The organism is Acinetobacter sp. 1207_04 (assembly GCF_052850415.1).
Genome location: NZ_VXCQ01000001.1, coordinates 22,985 through 41,366, shown reverse-complemented (window position 1 = coordinate 41,366; position 18,382 = coordinate 22,985). Strand labels below are relative to the sequence as shown.

Here is an 18,382-nt window from a genome sequence, read left to right as displayed (position 1 = left end):
CTTAATGCTGTCCTTTTTCATGTGCGATCGCTTCCACTTCCTTCATCGCATCTTCATTGAGTTGATCAAGTGTGTTATTAGCGATATATGAATAAACGCCGCACAGTACAAAAGACAAAACAATAATACTCAGACCTAATGGCATACCAATAGTCGTTACACCACCACTGACAGAGGTCATTAAAAATTCTTTGTTGTAGCCGACTAAAAGCATAAATCCAACATAAACAACTAGCATAATTGCCGTAAGTGTCCAGCTTAGATTTCTTTTTTTAGCAACCATTTCCTTAAACTTTGGATTTTGAAGAATCGCTTCTACTTGTTTCTCATCCATAACGCTGCTCCTTGATAAGCCATCAGTCCACTGATTGCTTTTTTATTCATCTTTTTTACTGCGCTAAAATTAACAATGTTATAGGGGGGACGTAACTTAGACTTTGGTCGTTAAATTTTTCTCAAAATCAATGTCAATGCTGTCCAATGCGGTATCATTATGACCATCCTTTATACTGTAAAACCTTATGAACAGTTGGTTGATTATTGGGGTTCTAGCCCTTTACATCCTCATTTTATTTGTCTGTGCATTCTTTGGTGAGAAGCATGCAAGCCGATTAAGCACACGTGGACGAATGCTTCTCTTTAGTCTAACACTGGGGGTGTATTGCTCATCTTGGACCTTTTATGGTGCAACAGGAGCAGCTGTTCGTGAGGGGATTATTTTTCTACCCATTTATCTTGGACCTCTCATTTTTGTCGGTTTGGGCTATGACATTTGGCGTAGATTGGGTCGTGTCAGACAGCATCATGCCATCTCATCGATTGCCGATTTTGTCGCAGCACGTTACGGTAAAAGTGGGACGTTAGCATCTTTAGTCACCATTTTGGCTGTAGTTGCCATTATTCCGTATTTGGCTTTACAGCTACGTGCTATTGCACTCAGCGCATCGGTCATGCTCGATCACAACACTCAAGTTGTTTCGACCACAACCAATGGCGTACTGGGACTTACAGCAGTTCTTGCAATACTTGCCATGATGTTTGGTACACGACAAATTGCCAACACAGAACAACATGGCGGTTTGATGCTTGCTGTGGCATTTGAATCATTCGTTAAACTGTTTGCCCTACTCTGTGTTGCTCTATTTTTTATTTTTGAAGCACCTGAAAATATTATTCAAATTTCAAAAGATGTCACACAAACATTTCATCAAGTTCAGCTCTTTGGTGTGCCTGAAACTTTTTGGATTCAAACACTACTTGCCTCTTTAGCGATTATTTGTTTACCGCGTCAATTTCATGTCGCTGTGGTTGAATTACGTGATGAAAAACACATCCGTGGTGCGCGTCGTTGGTTTGCCGCTTATCTGATTTTAACTATTGTTGCCATTATTCCTATTGCAAGTTGGGCATTGCATGCAGCACCTGAATATCTGTCTATTCCCGATGTTGCAGTTTTGTCTTTACCACTGAGTTACAACCAAGACTGGCTAACCTTATTGGCATTTTTAGGGGGCTTTTCAGCATCTACAGGCATGCTGTTGGTTTCATCTGTGGCATTATCTATCATGCTGAGTAATGACTTGATCATGCCTGCATTGTGGCGTTTTAATATTATTTCTCGACATGATAAAAGACTGCCTCAGGTGCTTAAATTTACCCGTAGAGTCTGTATTCTTGCGGTGATGTTCCTTGGCTTCTTATTTTTCCATTTCTTTAATGATATTGATCAACTTTCAACTTTTGGTTTATTAGCATTTAGTGCTGTCGCACAGTTTTCTCCCGCGCTCATTGGCGGGCTCTATTGGCGTGGTGGGAGTCGTCAAGGAGTTTATGCAGGATTAGTGACTGGGTTTATCTTATGGAGTTATACCCTTTTACTACCGACTATTTTACGTAGTTTTCCTTCCGAATATAGCGTCATTGGGCAACAGTTTCTAGCGATGGGTCCATTCGGAATCAATTGGCTACGACCTGAAGCCTTACTTGGTTTTGAATCTTTTGCTCCACTCACACACGGCGTTATTTGGGCACTTGGGCTCAACATTACATTATATATTTGGGTATCTCGTATATATCGCCCAAGTATTGCAGAACAAATTCAGGCGGAAAGTTTCTTTTACTACGAAACCAAACCGCTTCCTGCTCAGAGTGCATCAACAGAAATTAGCTATTTACATCATGATGTTGCACGTTTAAAAGTGGGTGATTTAATTGCACTTGCCAAACGTATTACTGGTGAAGGACCAACCATTCATGCCTTTCAACAATTTTGCGCCATGAACAATGTGGTACTAAATGAAAATAGTAGTGCAAATGGCATGTGGTGGCGCTTCACAGAACAATATTTAGCAGGAACCATTGGTGCTGCTTCAGCCCGTACCTTACTGACGACAGCAATGGTGAATAATGGCTTAGCACTTGGTCAAGTCGCCAATATTCTCGATCAGGCTTCACAATGGCAACGTTTTAATCAAAACCTCATCATGACCATGATTGATCACATGACCCAAGGGGTAAGTGTAGTCGATGAGAATATGTGCTTAGTTGCTTGGAACAATCAATACTTAAAACTTTTTGATTATCCAAAAGATTTGGTCTATGTCGGCTGTCCAATTTCAGACCTGATTCGCTATAACGCAGAACGTGGTGAATGTGGACCGGGTTCAATTGAGGAACATGTGCGTAAGCGGATTCATTGGATGAAAGTCGGCAGTGCACATGAATTTGAACGTATTCGTAAAGATGGGCTCGTGATTCAAATGCGAGGTAATCCAATTGAAGGCGGTGGCTTTGTAACAACATTTGCCGATATTACCGCATTCCGTGAAAATGAAGCTTTGCTCGAAGGTCGTGTACACGATCGTACCCAACAATTGGCAAATGCCTTAACTGAACAACAACTTGCACGTGAACAAGCTGACCGTGCCAATATGTCAAAAAGTCGCTTCATTGCCGCAGCAAGCCATGATTTATTACAGCCGATGCATGCAGCACGCTTATTTAGTACCGCACTTGAGCAAAGTATTCAGTCTGATGATGACCGTAAGACATTACAACAATTAGATCGTGCCTTACATGGTGCAGAAAGCATGCTCTCTGCCCTGCTTGATATTGCTCGCCTTGAAGGTGGGACGATTCAACCGAAACGTCAGCCTTATCCATTACATGACTTGCTCAACGACCTTGAATTACAATTCAAATCAATTGCAGCACAACGTCAAATTCGCTTTCACGTGCATGATGCTCAATTTTGGATAGATACCGACCCACAATGGATTCGTCGTATTATTCAAAATTTTGTCAGCAATGCACTACGTTATACCGCTCGTGGTCGTGTCATCGTTGGCGTATTAAGAGCATCAGATCGTTTCGGCTATATCCGTATCGGTGTTTGGGATACAGGTCCAGGCATTGCAGAGGAACAACGGATTAAACTATTTCAAGAGTTTGAACGCTGTGGGCATACCTCACCATGGGGTGAACAAGGTTTAGGGCTTGGGCTTGCCATTGTGCAACGTATGACAGGACTACTTGATCATCCTGTACATGTTTATTCAGAAATTAGGCGAGGTTCATGCTTCATGATTGAAGTGCCTGTGGTTGCTGCACCTAAAATTATTGCTGCACCTGTACAAGCCGTACCACTGAAAACCAAAGCCTATAAAATTTTATGCTTGGACAATGATGAAACCATTTTAGAAGGTATGAGCACTTTACTGACTAAGTGGGGCTATCAGGTGTTTAAAGCCACCGAACCTGAACAAGCTTTGGAAATTATTCAGCAGGAAAATATTCAAGTTTGGTTAGTCGATCAGCATCTAAATAACCAAAAAATCGGACTCGATTTTATTACTGGAAACCGTCAAGAAAATGTGCCTGTGGCACTCATTACCGCAGATTCTGATCCTGAATTACCACAGCTTTTAAAAGAGCTGAACATCGTTTTATTAAGAAAACCACTCAAGCCTGCATCTTTACGTTCATGGTTATCAGGCTTGAAAATTTCTAAATAACATCTGAAAAAATGTCCAAATATTTGGACATTTCATTCTGTGTTAAAAATATATTTTGATACATTTAAAGCCTCCATAAAATTTCTTTCGGAGGCTTTTTCTGTTCGATCACTCAGAAAAATAGCAATTCATTTTTTTAATTATGCAAAAGTTTTCAAAAATACCCCTAAAGTTCACTCTGTAATTGGCGAAAAATTTCATTGTTTATTTTGATATGGCATTTTTGCTCAAATTATAAATATACAGTTGTATACTTAGTTACAATTTTTATAATTATTTGATTTATATATCAAATTTTTATAATTTTAGCTGTGTTTAGACTTTAGTCGCATATCTCTTGAAATTCGTATAATTCATAAATCAATTAACATCATTGAATCTTTCTTTTCGCGCAAGGACGTTGCGATCAAATTGATTCCATAAATTTGCAGTAGGAGTAGACGCATGAATATTACAGAATCAGTTTTACACGGTCAGAATCAAACACAACAATTCCATCGTCAGTATGGTGCAAATGCAATTCTTCCTGAGATTAATTGGAATGAACTGTTTAAATTTAGTAAGCTCAATGATGCACAACGACAAGCATTAGATGTGTTATATCGCAGTTCTGTACCACTTGCCCTCAAAGTATTTGAAGAACTTAACTTTGATGTTTTTAGCCCGATTGCCTACCAACCACAAGGTCTTGGCTTATTCGACAAGCTAGCCCAACAAGAACAATTACTGATTCAAAGCCTACAAAATGAGTGTGACTGTTTAAATGAAGAAACTCGCCATCAAATTTGGAGTATGTTACTTCGTGGGGGTGCAGTACTGGTCTTTAAAGCATGGCTAGGTAAAGTTAAAACAGGTGAAGCTGTGCTTGATATGACTCAATTCGATGAGCTTTCTGATTTACTTTTTATTAAAACACCTCCAAACACTCTTGCAGAACGTTTGGCAGTAGATATGCATGCTGAACTTGATCATATTTTCTTAATGTATGGCAACGATATTTTCCTCGACCGTTTCAACAGCCTACAAACAGCCGCATTATTTGTCGATTTAGGCGTTTATGACGCGGCATTCCTAAGCCTACGTGATGATAGCGTGGCAGAATATCTTAAATCTCAAGGTCAAGTCACCCAAGAACAAATTGAAGATCTAAAGTGTGCCTTAAATCCGCTAGGTTGCCCTGACCTCATTGGCAAGCAAGACTGCATTGCTTAATCTATAAAAACTTAAGCACAAAAAAGACCTCTTATGAGGTCTTTTTAAATCTAAATAAAAGTGCTATGCATAAAATAGCACGATGTTTATTCTCTTAGATTTTTCGCTCTTCAATATTTAAAGCGCCAATAGCAAGTACTGCTTGCGTACGATTTTGCACACCAAGTTTACGGAAAATGGCCGTGACATGCGCTTTAATAGTTGCTTCTGATACTTCCAGTTCATAGGCAATTTGTTTATTTAACAGCCCTTCAGCCACCATCATCAATACACGGAACTGCTGCGGTGTTAAAGACTGAATACGTTCTGCCAATGCAGTTTCATCAGCTGCACGTGGGTCAAAATTCATATTCGCAGGCAAGTTCGGTGGTAACCAAATATCACCTTCGAGTACTTGACGAATCGCTTCCCCAATATGACTTGGATGTGCCGATTTTGGAATATAACCCATCGCACCATGTGCAATTGAGCGCTGAATAATAGACACTTCTTCATGCGCCGATACAACAATAATCGGCAAAGATGGATATTGTGCACGAACGTGAACCAATGCAGAAAAGCCTGAAGCGCCTGGTAAATTTAAATCTAACAGCACTAAATCAGGTTCTGGACCATTCTCTAAACGCTCATAGAACTCATTTACTGCAGCAGTCTCACTAATTTGAGCCTGCGGTAAACTGTATCGTACCGCTTGAATTAAAGCGTGGCGAAACAATGGGTGATCATCAACGATTAAAATATTCATAAGCGAAACGAAAAATTTCCAGCACAGAGTATCATTCTAACCCCACTTTTACTGTTAAGGATATGCAAATATTCATGAATTTCAGGATATTTTCTAAACTTATCCTAAAATATCCTCAATTTCGGCATAATTTACACATTATCTGAATAATTTACACATTATCTGAAATAGATATCAGCTTTTTATATAACTCAAACCACTGAAAATGAAATACTTATTCTCTATAAATATAATATATTTTATCAATAACTTAATTCGCTTAAATCATTCAAATTTTATACTTTTCACGTATATCTTAAATTCTGATAACCAATCTGTTTTTGCTTATTTTACAGCATAATCCTGAATATTGATTAATAAACCTATTCCGAGATTATCAAGTTTTAGGTTCTATTATGTCTTTTCCAAATCTTCAAAAGCCCCTTAATATTGTTGCTGTTTCAGGTGGATTAAATCACCCATCAAAAACCGAAGCTTTAGTTCAAGCCATTTTAGATGAGCTTGGTGAAGCAACCCCTATTCAAGTGCATTTCATCAAATTCAGCGAAATTGGCTCGTTATTAGGTGGTGCAATTTACCGTAACCAACTGCCACAACGTGTACAAGATGACTTAGCTGCAGTAGAAGCTGCCGATGCTTTAATTGTGGGTACCCCTGTTTACCGTGCATCATTTACAGGTCTATTTAAACATTTTTTTGATTTTGTTGAACAAACTGCATTGGTTGACGTACCTGTATTACTTGCAGCTTCAGGTGGTTCAGATCGTCATGCTCTTGTTTTAGAGCATCAACTTCGTCCATTGTTTAGTTTTTTTCAAGCACAAACTTTACCAATTGGCGTATATGCTACAGATCGTGATTTCACCCCTGAATATACCATTCATAGCGAATTCCTTCGTGACCGTATCACTTTAGCTATTGCACGTGCACTGCCAATTTTAGAATGGGCACCTGCCAAAGGTCAGCGTGCAGAATCCATCAAAACAAAATCTCAACAAGCAAGCCAAAATCTCGGTATTAACAAGCAAATTGAACAAGAAGAAGTCCTACCCTCTGCTGCTGTGCCTAGTTTAGATGCTGCTGAAGCACGTTTACACTCCAAAAAACCAAAATCGAAAGTCGCGTAAAGACACAAAAAAATGAGGGTCGTAAAATGGCACAAGCACAAAATAATATTACTTTTGCTTATTGGGTTCCCAATGTCAGCGGTGGTTTAGTCGTCAGCAATGTTGAACAACGTACCGATTGGAGCTACGAATATAATGTCCGTTTAGCACAAGCAGCGGAGAAAAGTGGCTTTGAATATGCACTGACGCAAATCCGTTTTACTGCAGGTTATAACGCAGATAATCAGCATGAATCGGTGAGTTTTAGCCATGGGATTTTAGCGAAAACTGAAAAGCTTAAAGTGATTGCTGCTATTTTACCGGGCCCTTGGAAGCCTGCGCTTGCGGCGAAACAACTAGCAACCATCGACCATCTCACCCATGGGCGTATTGCCATTAATGTGGTCAGTGGGTGGTTTCGTGGTGAGTTTGATGCCATTGGTGAACCGTGGCCTGAACATGATGAACGCTATGTCCGTTCGGAAGAATTTATTCGCAGTTTAAAAGGGGTATGGACGCAGGATAATTTTAGCTTTGATGGTAAGTATTACCAATTCAAAGACTATACACTCAGTCCAAAACCATTACAAAAACCACATATTGAAATTTTCCAAGGTGGAAGTTCACGTGCGGCACGTGACATGGCTTCTCGTGTTTCAGATTGGTACTTTACTAACGGTAATACCCCTACCGAGTTAAAAAAACAAATTGATGATATTCGTGAAAAAGCCAAAGCGAATGGTCACAGTGTAAAAATTGGTGTCAATGCTTTTATCATTGCCCGTGATACCGAAGAAGAAGCTCAAGCCGTTCTTCAATCAATTATTGATGGTGCAAATGTTGAAGCGGTAAACGCATTTGGTGATGCCACTCGTGAAGCAGGTGCAGCATCTAAAGAAGGTGAAGGTAATTGGGCAAAATCAACTTTTGAAGATTTAGTACAATATAACGATGGTTTTAAAACCAATTTGATTGGTACACCACAACAAATCGCTGAACGTATTATTGAACTCAAAAGTATTGGTGTTGATTTAGTACTTTCAGGCTTTCTACATTTCATTGAAGAAGTTGAATATTTTGGTGAAAAAGTTTTGCCCTTGGTCCGTGAACTGGAAGAAGCACAAAAAAATGGTCATCCACACATTACAGCAAAGTCGGCTTGATGATGATGTATTCAAACAACAATAAATAACTCAAAGTTTTACAACTTTTCCCTCTAAACTCGGTTAGAGGGATTTTTTTATGTATAATTTTAAAAAGAAAATTTTTATCTCATCTATGAATCAAAATACTATTTATAAATTCATTTCTATCACACTTGCTTTTTTATGGTGTTACCAAGGGCTTGTCCCCAAATTGTTGTTTATTCATGCTGATGAAATTGCTATCTGGCAATGGTTTGGTCTTTGCTACTCTCATGCAATATTGGCTGGTCAAATCTCCGGTGTGCTAGAAATTATTTTTGGATTAACCTTTTTAATTTCATCTCATAAATATCTACATTATTTAAATATTATGAGTCTAATTGGCTTATTCATTTTGGTTACACTCCTCCTTCCCCAAAGTCTGATCCAAGCATTCAATCCTGTTATTATGAATTTCTCAATGCTTAGTCTTTCTGTCATTTTTCTAATGCTTAAACAAAACTTTCAAAACAGTTATTCCTGATATTAGAGATCATAATGAACAAAACTAAAACTATTTTGATCACAGGTAGCTCTAAAGGTATCGGTTTTAACCTCGCTAATGCCTTTTTAAAAGAAGGACATACTGTAGTCATATCTGGACGAAATCAAGACATTTTAAACGCAGCCTTTCATACTTTAAGTTCACGTTATTCACCAACTCAACTTCATGCAATCAATTGTGATGTTAGCCAACATGAAGAAGTTCAAAACTTGTGGAATGCCGCTATAGAACGGTTTGGTAAAGTCGATATATGGATTAATAATGCAGGTACTTGCACTGTAGCTTTAGATTTTATTGAGATACCTTCAATTGAAATTCAAAATACAATTCAGACAAATGTTATAGGTAGCCTGCTTTGCTCACAAGTTGCTTTACAAGGTATGCTAAAACAAGGGTTTGGACAAATATTCAATATGGAAGGTTGGGGAAGCAAGGGAGAATGGAGTGCAGGAATGACCGTTTATGCAACAAGCAAACGTGCTGTTGATTATTTCAGCCATGCTCTCCATAAAGAAATCCGAAACACAAATATTCTAACAGGAACACTTAGCCCAGGTATGGTCGTAACCGATCTACTAGTTACATCGTGGGAGAATGGCAAAGTTAAAAATTGGAAAAAAATGAAACGCCTCTTTTTATTTATTATTGATCCACCTGAAGTTGTTTGTCATTTTTTAGCGAAACGCATTTTAGAAAATACCAAATCTAATGTCCGAATCGTTTGGATGACACCGTTACGTCTATTATCACGATTTTTTCTCCCTTACTATTGGAAAAGGAATCCGATCAAAGGTACAGGCTTAGAACACTTGGATTCGGATTCTAAATAGGCACATCTTAATGCTTTAAATCATTCAAAGTTAACCTCCTACTATGATTTATTCATTAAAAGGAACTTAGAACCACGTTAAAATTATTTACATTAACTCTAATTCAATCACAACATTTTATGTTTATATGCATTTTATCAACTTAAAAAACAACAAGATAAAACCAATATAAGATGACCAATTTTTTTTTCTCTTTATAATTAAAATCTTTTAATGACAGATTCTTAACCTGTCATTATTTTTATAATTCTCAGGGGGAAATTGATTATGCTTAAAAATGCATTCGCATTTAAAACACCATTGTTAACACTCACGCTTGCCCTAAGTGTGGTTGCCTGTGGTGGCGGCGGTGGAAGTGGTTCCAATCAACAAGAACAAAATCCTCCCTCAATAATCCCCCCCGTTGTCATTCCTGATAATCGAGTAAAAATGGCATTAAGCACAGGTGATGCATCTCAACTCACTGAGCAGGATCGTAAAACATTATTGCAAATGGCACTCAATACAGCTTTAGAACAACAAAAATGGCAAAAAAGTTTACTCACTGCGTTATATACCAATAGCAATAATCAAGTTATACAGCCGTATTTGCAATTTACCCCAAATGCTTCCATCAATATTTACCCGACAGATTTAAGCGTTGCACTACCTATTGCCGTCAGCGATAAAAACTGTAATTGGGCTTTAGATTTACAAAAAGATAAAGGCTGTGGCTTGGGTATCGCAAGTCAAATCGGTCAAGGTCGTGCGCTTGCCTATGGGCAAAATATGTTTACAGCTATCGTAAATAATAATGCCGATTTCACACAATTTACTGAGGTTTTAAACAACAGTTTACGTTGGCTTTTAACAGGCAATACACAGCAAAGTATCAATAAAACATTAACCGTAAGTGTTCAAGGTATGCCCGCTGATCCTGTTAAAAATTATTTAGAAAAACAACTCGGTACAACGGTCAGTTTCTCACAATGTAATGTACTTGATCCTGCAAACACCTGTTGGCAGGATGTTGATTTGATGGTCATTAGTTCGAATATTGGTGCACAAAATTTTGAAAAAGAGCTCATTGAAAAATACTTAAAAGCGGGTAAATCCATTTATTTCCAAGCCAATACATGGGGTACCAATAGCAATATTGATAAAGTATTGTCGGCAATGAAAATGCAAGCTAACAACAGCTATTATCGGAGTAAAGAAGAACTTTTACTGTCAAATAAACTGAGTACACAGCAACGTTGGGAACAATTTAACCAAATTGACCGCACGATCAATGTGCTTCAATATTTTATTGATCCTAAGAGTATAACTTTGGGCGAGCTCAACGAAAATAATTCAATTATTCAGGGAATTCGTAGTCTTTCAAGCGCCTTACAAGGTTTAAATCAACAAGGGCTTTCAGTCTTTGATCAAGAAAATAACAATACACTACTGAAATCATTAGTGTTGGTTGCTGATACATGGCGTCCAACAGTGAATTACACCACTTTAAATAAAAATGGTGATGCACAAACCTTTATGCAAGCCTATGCATCTGATGCTTGGCTTGACTATAAGCGTCAGACAACGACAGCATCTGCAACAGGTTCAGGCGACTACATGCCTGCCGAAGCACAAAATATGTCTGTGAGCAATGATTGGGAAACCGTGACCGTAACCATTCCACAAGGGAGCGGAATTACAGCAATTGGACGTGCAAGTATCCCTGCAAAAGCAGTCAATATTCAGGTGATTGATGCACAAGGTGCAAACCTTTCAGTGCAAACGAGTTATTTACGTGCTTGGGGTAATCCATTTGATGATGCAGGTTATAAACGCCCGCTTCGCCCGCATAGTTATAGTGTAAAACTCACATCTCCAGTGGATAATGCTTTTATCAGTCCATTTGGTGGTCCACTCATGCTGAATTATAATAATGCTCAAGCAGGCAGTACCGTTACTTTAAAAATTAAAGGCAGTGCCAAATATGCACACTATGATTTTACTCAAAGCATGACGCAAGCTGAAAAAAATCAGGCGACACAAGTTCTGCAAAGTAAAACCTTTGGCTGGAATACCTTTAAATTTGTCGGCGGTGAAATTCAGCAAACGAATGCTTATGCATTGAAAGCTATTGGTAATTTAAGCCCTGATACTTATATTGACCGCATTAAAACTGTAATTTTCGACAGTAACCATATTGCCAATGGTTATAATAATATGCCTTTGGACAACAGCACTCAGCAATATTGCAATACTTTAGGTTGGGACTGTACGAGTAATGTGCATCGTGCGCCAAACGTACAACATTTTGTTGGATGGATTGCAACCTGCGGTTTCCTTTGCTCAGGTAATCCATCGGATGGTTATACAGGACTCGATATCGGTTGGGGTTGGGTACATGAGTTGGGACACAACACTGTGCAAGGTGTACTGACCATGACTTTCCCATCGACAGAAAATCAAAGCACGATTGGCTGTGGTACGGAGTGTAATAATAATATTTTAGCGGGCTTGAGCATGCTTCGTAAAAATGAAATTTATGCACTCGACAATAATGGTAATAATTTCAACCATCCTCAACTGTATAGTTATATCCAAGCGAGTCGTATTACAGGTTTAAATGGCGAAGCACTACGTCAAGATATGAAAAAACGTTTATGGCAAGGCAGTGACAATGCGAAACAAGCGTTCCATTTGCAACTTGCACACGTTTATACTCAAGTGCATCAAGGGAAAGCGAAACCTGATTCGCAAGGTGTTTTTGAGTTTATACGTTTACTCAATATTTCTCAGCGTTTGTATAATCAAATTGATTTAAGTAAAGCAACAGAAGCTGAAAAAAATAAATTGGGCTTAGGCGCTTATTCGTCAAAAAATAATATCAGCCGCCCTGACATGATTTATTTACTTAGTTCGAAAATTATGGGTTATGACTTAAAAGATGTATTTAATTTATATGGCTTAGCGACTTCAAGTACTGCACAGTCTTCAATTGCAATGTTGAATTTGCCTACAGCACCATTAAAGTTCTATGCACAACCTGCCAATCGATCAAATTATTTAGCTGAAGGTACTTGGATCAATGTTCCTGCAAATGGTGTGGTTGCAAATTATCCGTATTAAGTTTTATATTTTAAATGAAATAAGATAATCGCTCTTTTCAAAATGCCCGATAAAATTTATCGGGCATTTAAAATATAAAACTAATTTGATTTATCTCGGCAATACAGTGACTTTTTAGTACGTAAATAAACATCATAAGGAAGAATATGATGCCAACGATAAGTATTGATATTAGAAAAAATATCCGCGTGAAATAGAAATAATGCTAATAAATGCCGTTTATATCGCCTGTAAACATGCATTTAAATTGCCTGACCATGATCGAGATATACGTTTAAATATACATGAACCACATTTATTTCTTTGCCCAACAAATTTAACGCAACCAGAGTACTTTAATTCAAATCGATTGCTTTTTAGGGCGCTCAGTCGAAGTGAAAAGAACACTATACCAATCAATTATTCAAAACTTATCTGCTTTAAATATTCCTCATGATCATATAAAAATTCTCGTTCGAGAATTACCCACTGAAAATTGGGGAATAAGAGCCGGACAAGCAGCTTGCGATGTAAATTTAGGGTTTAATATCCAAATATAACCTAATCAACATCACATATTATTAATATTAAAATAATTAAGCATAAAAACTCGGATCAGGTACTTTTCCAGTTAACACCCATTCCCCGACTTCCTGATATTTATAATCAATCGGGTCATGCAAAGTCTGCGTGCGTACATTGCGCCAAAAACGATCTAAATTCAGTTTGGCTGTAGTCGCTCTAGCACCGATGACTTGGAAAATATTCTGCGTGACAAAAAGCGAAGTATTAGTCGCTGCAATTTTTGCAGTTGCAATTGCAATCGAGACTTCTCCACGCTGTTCAGCCGTTAGATTTTCACCAATATCCCAGGCCTTTTGCAAAATTTCGACTGCTTTATTTGCCAATAAACGCACACCTTCAAGTTGTACATAAAATTCAGCAAAATGCTTTTGAGTAAATGGATCATTCACCGCATTTTCAACTAGCGATTTCGACCATGCTTTTTGACTTTGCACAGTTTCTTTTGCGACTTCAAAAGCCCCTTCTGCAACACCTAAAAATAAATGTACAAAAATTAATTGGGCAATAAGCGGACGTAAACTCGAATATGGCGTACTTAGAGGACCGGGATTTAACAATAATTCATCTTTAGAAATTTTTACTTGTTCAAAATGGCTTGTTCCACTATCGGTTTGGCGCTGTCCCATATTGTTCCAATCCCCCAAGAAGCTTACGCCTTCACGAGCTGTTGGAATCACACCAATCAATAATTTTCCTGCTTCGTCATAAGCTGAACAAAGTAAAATATCGGAATCAATTGAACCTGAGCAGAAACTTTTATCACCCTGAAAAATAAATTCATTTTCAGAAATTTTCTGTACTGTTGTTCGTTTATCTAAAGGATTTAAAGTATTGCCCCAAAACAAATTTTCTTTGGCAGTTTGTTCAAACCATTTTGCATATTGTTCTGGTTGTGAAAATAACTGAACAGTGGCAATCAGTAAATGATGAAAACCATAAACATGTGCAACAGAACTATCCACTTGTGCAATGGTTTGAATGGTTTTAAAAATTGTTTTCCAATTGGTACCTTGCCCACCATATTGCTTCGGAATGGATAGCCCTAACAAACCACTTTGGCGAATTAAATCACGCTCAGCTTTCGGATTCCCGCCCGCCTTATCTCGTTCACATGCTGTAAGCGCAAACTGATCTGCAAGCTGTTTTGCAACATGAATGGGGTCTGCCAAAGTCTGTTGTGATACGTTCATTATCCTGTCCTTTTTTAACTTCCATGAGCTTAGCAGACTGAAGCAAATACGCTTATCTGAATGCTTGCTGTGCTTATTCTATCAATAAAAATACCGCCTGATTGATCACGGCGGTATTCCACTTTGGATTAGATCACAAAAATAAAAAGTGCTTTTAAATGAAAATCTTCTCCCTAACTCTCTCCTTTAAAAAGAAGAGGTGAGGAATATATTCCACAAGATTGTGAATTAACTTTATTCAAAATCGAATGATATAAAAAAGATACTTTTCAAAATCAACTATTCGCCTGCACTTCTTTAATCAACTGATCGACCACACTTGGATCAGCTAATGTTGACGTATCGCCTAAGCTGTCCAATTCATTGGCTACAATTTTACGTAAAATACGGCGCATAATTTTACCTGAACGAGTTTTTGGCAAAGCGGGTGCCCAAAATATCGCATCAGGTGTTGCCACAGGTCCTAATACTTTACGTACCCAATTAACTAATTCTTTCCGCAGCTCCTCAGTTTCAGGCTCACCTGCTTGCAAGGTTACATAAGCTGCAACACCTTGCCCTTTTATGTCATGAGGCATACCAACTACAGCAGACTCAGCAACTTTTTCATGCGCTACTAAAGCACTTTCAATTTCTGCTGTGCCTAAACGATGACCTGAAACATTGAGCACATCATCAACACGCCCTGTAATCCAATAATAGCCATCAGCATCACGGCGAGCACCATCACCTGTAAAATAATTTCCAGGATAAGTTGAAAAATAGGCTTCTATAAAACGTTCAGGATCACCCCAAATGGTACGCATCTGACCTGGCCATGAAGCTTTTATAATCAAATTACCTTCAGCTGCACCTTCTATTTCATGACCTTCAGCATCAACTATTGCAGGTTGAATACCAAAAAATGGACGTGTTGCTGAACCTGGTTTCAGCGCAGTTGCTCCTGGTAAAGGTGAAATGAGAATACCGCCTGTTTCCGTTTGCCACCATGTATCGACAATTGGACAACGGCTTTCACCAACAACGGTATAGTACCAATTCCATGCTTCAGGATTGATCGGCTCACCGACTGAACCCAATAAACGTAAGCTACTACGATCACTTTCACGAACAAATGCATCACCCTCACGCATCATCGCGCGAATGGCAGTCGGTGCTGTATAGAGAATGCTGATATTGTGTTTGTCGACAATATGCCCTGTACGAGCCCACGTTGGGTATTGTGGAATTCCTTCTGACATCACGGTGGTCGTACCATTGGACAAGGGTCCATACAGCACATACGAATGCCCTGTAATCCACCCCACATCTGCGGTACACCAAAAAACATCATTTTGTTTAATATCGAAAATTTCGCGAAATGTTGTATTCACATAAGTCAGATAGCCACCTGTCGTATGCAACACTCCTTTCGGCTTTCCTGTTGAGCCTGATGTATACAAAATAAAGAGTGGATCTTCGGCATTGATTGGTTCAGCAGGACAAATATCCGTCACGGTCATAATTTCCATGTGATACCACAAATCACGATCTTCTTTCATCGTAATCGGATGACCTGTTCGATGCACAACTATCATCTTTTGAACCGATTCTGTCCCTGCAATCTGTAAGGCTGCATCGACATTTTCTTTCAGGGGAATAGTTTTTCCACCACGCATGCCTTGATCGGCAGTAATGACCAATTTTGCCTGACTGTCTTCAATACGACTTGCCAAGGAATCAGGTGAAAAACCACCAAATACTACGCAGTGCACCGCTCCAATACGAGTACATGCAAGCATAGCAATCGCAGCTTCAGGAATCATCGGCATATACAAAATCACACGATCACCTTTGCCAACACCTTGTTTCTTCAGTACATTGGCAAAACGGCAAACCTCATCGTGTAGTTCAACAAATGAAATAATTTTATGCCGAGATGGATGATCTCCTTCCCAAATAATTGCAGGTTTTAAGGGATGTTCTTTTAAATGACGATCAAGGCAATTTTCACTGACATTCAATTGCCCATCGGCAAACCATTCAATTTTGAAATTATTTGGGTCATAACTTGAGCCATTTACTTTGGTAAAAGGCTTGATCCAATCTAATTTTTTGGCTGCCTCTGCCCAAAAATCATCAAGATTAGAAATAGAGTCTTGATAACGCTCAAAATATTGCTGCTCATTGGTTCGAGCTGTTTTCGCAAATGCATCGGGTACAGGATAGAGTTCTTTCATTGTAATCTTCCTTGTCTTATTGCTCTCCTCACGAGAGACTTACTGAGTTTATTGATTATTTTTTAAACTATTACTCAAGTATTACGATACTGCAAAGTGGCGAACAATTGTGCTTTGGTCGTAGACCTCGGATTCACATCTTGATTATATTTTGTACCATATAATCTGAAATGATGTGAAGCCTTTGAGGTCATACACTGTTTTTATTTTTCTATTTGATTTTTATTTTATTTTCGATATTGAACAATCAATTTTTATAAGCCAATCTCTTCTAAGGTTTTACCTTTGGTTTCCTCACCCAAAATTAAAATTACGGCAGCAACAGCCAATAGAACAATGGTAAACATCATAAAGACATTACTAAAACCATTTGCCGATACCATCATATGGGTTACCACAAGCGGCGCAACAATGCCACCAACACGCCCGACGGCTGAAGCCCAACCTGAACCAAAGGCACGAATATTGGTTGGGTACTGTTCAGGGGTATAGGTATATAAAACGCCCCATGCACCCAAGTTAAAGAATGACATCAAACAGCCCCACAGCATAATCATTTGTACAGAATCTGCCTGTCCAAAGAAATAAGCTGAAACAGCACACATACCAATAAATCCTGCCAAAGTTGCTTTACGTCCAAGTTTTTCAACCAACCATGCGGCAACGATATAACCCGGAAGTTGTGCCAAAATCATACCCAAAACATATTCAAATGACTGCACAATGGTATAGCCCTCTTTAACCAATAAGCTCGGCAACCATGTGAAAATTCCATAATATGAATACACAATACCGAACCAAATGAGCCATAACATTAGCGTACGTTTAGCAAAAGGATTTGACCAAAGCTGTGAAAATGACACAGTCTGTTTTTCGGCAACAGGCTTCACTTCAATGGTTTCAATCACTTCTACACCACATTCACGTTCTAGCCTTTGCACCAAAGCATGTGCTTCTTCTATACGTCCACGATTAATGAGATATGGCACAGATTCAGGCACTTTTTTCAAAATCATAAAGACATAAAGCGCAGGTAAGCCACCAATTAAAAAGGCAATGTGCCATCCATAACTTGGAATGACGAAATAAGAAATCAGTGCTGCAACGAGCCAACCCAAGCCCCAAAAACTTTCAAGTAAAACAATAAACCGCCCACGAACATGTGCAGGAATGTATTCACTTACCAAAGTTACAGCGACAGGAAGTTGCCCACCTAACCCCAAACCGACGATAAAACGGAATACCAAAAGCCACGTTAAATTTGGTGCAAAAGCACAAAGTGCCGTTGCAATACTATAGGTCACTAAAGTAATGGCAAAAACGGTTTTTCGTCCAATTCGATCAGCAAGTCCACCTGAGAACACTGCACCAATCGCCATTCCGACAAAACCAATGGACACCACCCAACCTTTTTCAGTCGGTGTCATTTGCCATTCTTCGGCCATTCTTGCCAAAATGAATGAAATCAGACCTGTATCCATGGCATCGAACATCCAACCAAGTCCAATCACCCACAATAAGGTATAGTGAAATTTGCCAATCGGTAAGCGTTGTACCCGTGATACTAGATCCATAATAACTACTCTGTATGCGCCTGTAGAGGCGAAAAAAGGAGATGCTGTTTTTTCAACAGGGTTATTTTTATCGCTTATTATTGAAAATGGTTAAGCTCAACTTAACCATTCTCTATTTTCATTGACGCAGTATAGCGT

13 protein-coding genes are annotated in these 18,382 nt (G+C 38.7%); 8 read left to right on the top strand and 5 right to left on the bottom strand.

The window, feature by feature from the left end:
• Nucleotide 1 precedes the first annotated feature (1 nt).
• Nucleotides 2–334: a DUF485 domain-containing protein gene (locus tag FW754_RS00160; RefSeq protein ID WP_409512311.1), complete on the bottom strand. Its 333-nt coding sequence runs from the start codon at nucleotides 332–334 to the stop codon at nucleotides 2–4.
• A gap of 187 nt (nucleotides 335–521) precedes the next feature.
• Between FW754_RS00160 and FW754_RS00155 the strand changes: the two genes are divergently transcribed.
• The gene (locus tag FW754_RS00155; RefSeq protein ID WP_409512310.1) at nucleotides 522–4,013 is read left to right on the top strand and encodes a hybrid sensor histidine kinase/response regulator; all 3,492 of its coding nucleotides are present in this window, start codon (nucleotides 522–524) and stop codon (nucleotides 4,011–4,013) included.
• A 444-nt stretch (nucleotides 4,014–4,457) separates the two neighbouring features.
• Nucleotides 4,458–5,225, top strand: a complete 768-nt coding sequence (locus tag FW754_RS00150) for a hypothetical protein (RefSeq protein ID WP_409512309.1) — start codon at nucleotides 4,458–4,460, stop codon at nucleotides 5,223–5,225.
• Between the two features lie 94 nt (nucleotides 5,226–5,319).
• Here the strand turns inward: FW754_RS00150 and FW754_RS00145 are convergent, their stop codons facing one another.
• Entirely contained in the window at nucleotides 5,320–5,970 is a 651-nt protein-coding gene (locus FW754_RS00145) for a response regulator (protein ID WP_409512308.1), read from the bottom strand.
• 395 nt (nucleotides 5,971–6,365) lie between these two features.
• On the opposite strand from FW754_RS00145, the gene msuE reads away from it, so the two are divergent.
• The 6 genes from msuE (at nucleotide 6,366) to FW754_RS00115 (ending at nucleotide 13,236) form a co-directional block, all read left to right on the top strand.
• On the top strand, nucleotides 6,366–7,097 hold the full coding sequence (gene msuE, locus FW754_RS00140; RefSeq protein WP_446323539.1) for an FMN reductase: 732 nt from the start codon (nucleotides 6,366–6,368) through the stop codon (nucleotides 7,095–7,097).
• Between the two features lie 26 nt (nucleotides 7,098–7,123).
• Nucleotides 7,124–8,239, top strand: a complete 1,116-nt coding sequence (sfnG, locus tag FW754_RS00135) for a dimethylsulfone monooxygenase SfnG (RefSeq protein WP_409512306.1) — start codon at nucleotides 7,124–7,126, stop codon at nucleotides 8,237–8,239.
• Between the two features lie 115 nt (nucleotides 8,240–8,354).
• On the top strand, nucleotides 8,355–8,744 hold the full coding sequence (locus tag FW754_RS00130) for a DoxX-like family protein (protein WP_409512320.1): 390 nt from the start codon (nucleotides 8,355–8,357) through the stop codon (nucleotides 8,742–8,744).
• A 14-nt stretch (nucleotides 8,745–8,758) separates the two neighbouring features.
• The gene (locus tag FW754_RS00125; RefSeq protein ID WP_446323538.1) at nucleotides 8,759–9,595 is read left to right on the top strand and encodes an SDR family NAD(P)-dependent oxidoreductase; all 837 of its coding nucleotides are present in this window, start codon (nucleotides 8,759–8,761) and stop codon (nucleotides 9,593–9,595) included.
• 267 nt (nucleotides 9,596–9,862) lie between these two features.
• Entirely contained in the window at nucleotides 9,863–12,697 is a 2,835-nt protein-coding gene (locus FW754_RS00120; protein WP_446323537.1) for an ImpA family metalloprotease, read from the top strand.
• Between the two features lie 374 nt (nucleotides 12,698–13,071).
• Complete coding sequence (locus FW754_RS00115; RefSeq protein WP_446323536.1) at nucleotides 13,072–13,236, top strand: tautomerase family protein; 165 nt, start codon at nucleotides 13,072–13,074, stop codon at nucleotides 13,234–13,236.
• 36 nt (nucleotides 13,237–13,272) lie between these two features.
• Here the strand turns inward: FW754_RS00115 and FW754_RS00110 are convergent, their stop codons facing one another.
• The 3 genes from FW754_RS00110 to niaP all read right to left on the bottom strand — a co-directional run bounded on the left by FW754_RS00110 (nucleotide 13,273) and on the right by niaP (nucleotide 18,244).
• Complete coding sequence (locus FW754_RS00110; protein WP_446323535.1) at nucleotides 13,273–14,451, bottom strand: acyl-CoA dehydrogenase family protein; 1,179 nt, start codon at nucleotides 14,449–14,451, stop codon at nucleotides 13,273–13,275.
• Nucleotides 14,452–14,726: 275 nt separating this feature from the next.
• Nucleotides 14,727–16,670: an acetate--CoA ligase gene (gene acs / locus FW754_RS00105; RefSeq protein ID WP_446323534.1), complete on the bottom strand. Its 1,944-nt coding sequence runs from the start codon at nucleotides 16,668–16,670 to the stop codon at nucleotides 14,727–14,729.
• Nucleotides 16,671–16,924: 254 nt separating this feature from the next.
• Nucleotides 16,925–18,244, bottom strand: coding sequence for a niacin transporter NiaP (gene niaP, locus FW754_RS00100; RefSeq protein ID WP_419345743.1), 1,320 nt, complete (start codon nucleotides 18,242–18,244; stop codon nucleotides 16,925–16,927).
• Between the last annotated feature and the right edge of the window lie 138 nt (nucleotides 18,245–18,382).

Bases quoted from the DNA above. Each gene is read 5' to 3' on its own strand.
- FW754_RS00160 (WP_409512311.1), bottom strand. From the start codon at position 334: ATGGATGAGAAACAAGTAGAAGCGATTCTTCAAAATCCAAAGTTTAAG.
- FW754_RS00130 (WP_409512320.1), top strand. From the start codon at position 8,355: ATGAATCAAAATACTATTTATAAATTCATTTCTATCACACTTGCTTTT.
- niaP (WP_419345743.1), bottom strand. From the start codon at position 18,244: ATGGATCTAGTATCACGGGTACAACGCTTACCGATTGGCAAATTTCAC.
- msuE (WP_446323539.1), top strand. From the start codon at position 6,366: ATGTCTTTTCCAAATCTTCAAAAGCCCCTTAATATTGTTGCTGTTTCA.
- acs (WP_446323534.1), bottom strand. From the start codon at position 16,670: ATGAAAGAACTCTATCCTGTACCCGATGCATTTGCGAAAACAGCTCGA.
- FW754_RS00125 (WP_446323538.1), top strand. From the start codon at position 8,759: ATGAACAAAACTAAAACTATTTTGATCACAGGTAGCTCTAAAGGTATC.
- FW754_RS00150 (WP_409512309.1), top strand. From the start codon at position 4,458: ATGAATATTACAGAATCAGTTTTACACGGTCAGAATCAAACACAACAA.
- FW754_RS00145 (WP_409512308.1), bottom strand. From the start codon at position 5,970: ATGAATATTTTAATCGTTGATGATCACCCATTGTTTCGCCACGCTTTA.
- FW754_RS00110 (WP_446323535.1), bottom strand. From the start codon at position 14,451: ATGAACGTATCACAACAGACTTTGGCAGACCCCATTCATGTTGCAAAA.
- FW754_RS00155 (WP_409512310.1), top strand. From the start codon at position 522: ATGAACAGTTGGTTGATTATTGGGGTTCTAGCCCTTTACATCCTCATT.
- sfnG (WP_409512306.1), top strand. From the start codon at position 7,124: ATGGCACAAGCACAAAATAATATTACTTTTGCTTATTGGGTTCCCAAT.
- FW754_RS00120 (WP_446323537.1), top strand. From the start codon at position 9,863: ATGCTTAAAAATGCATTCGCATTTAAAACACCATTGTTAACACTCACG.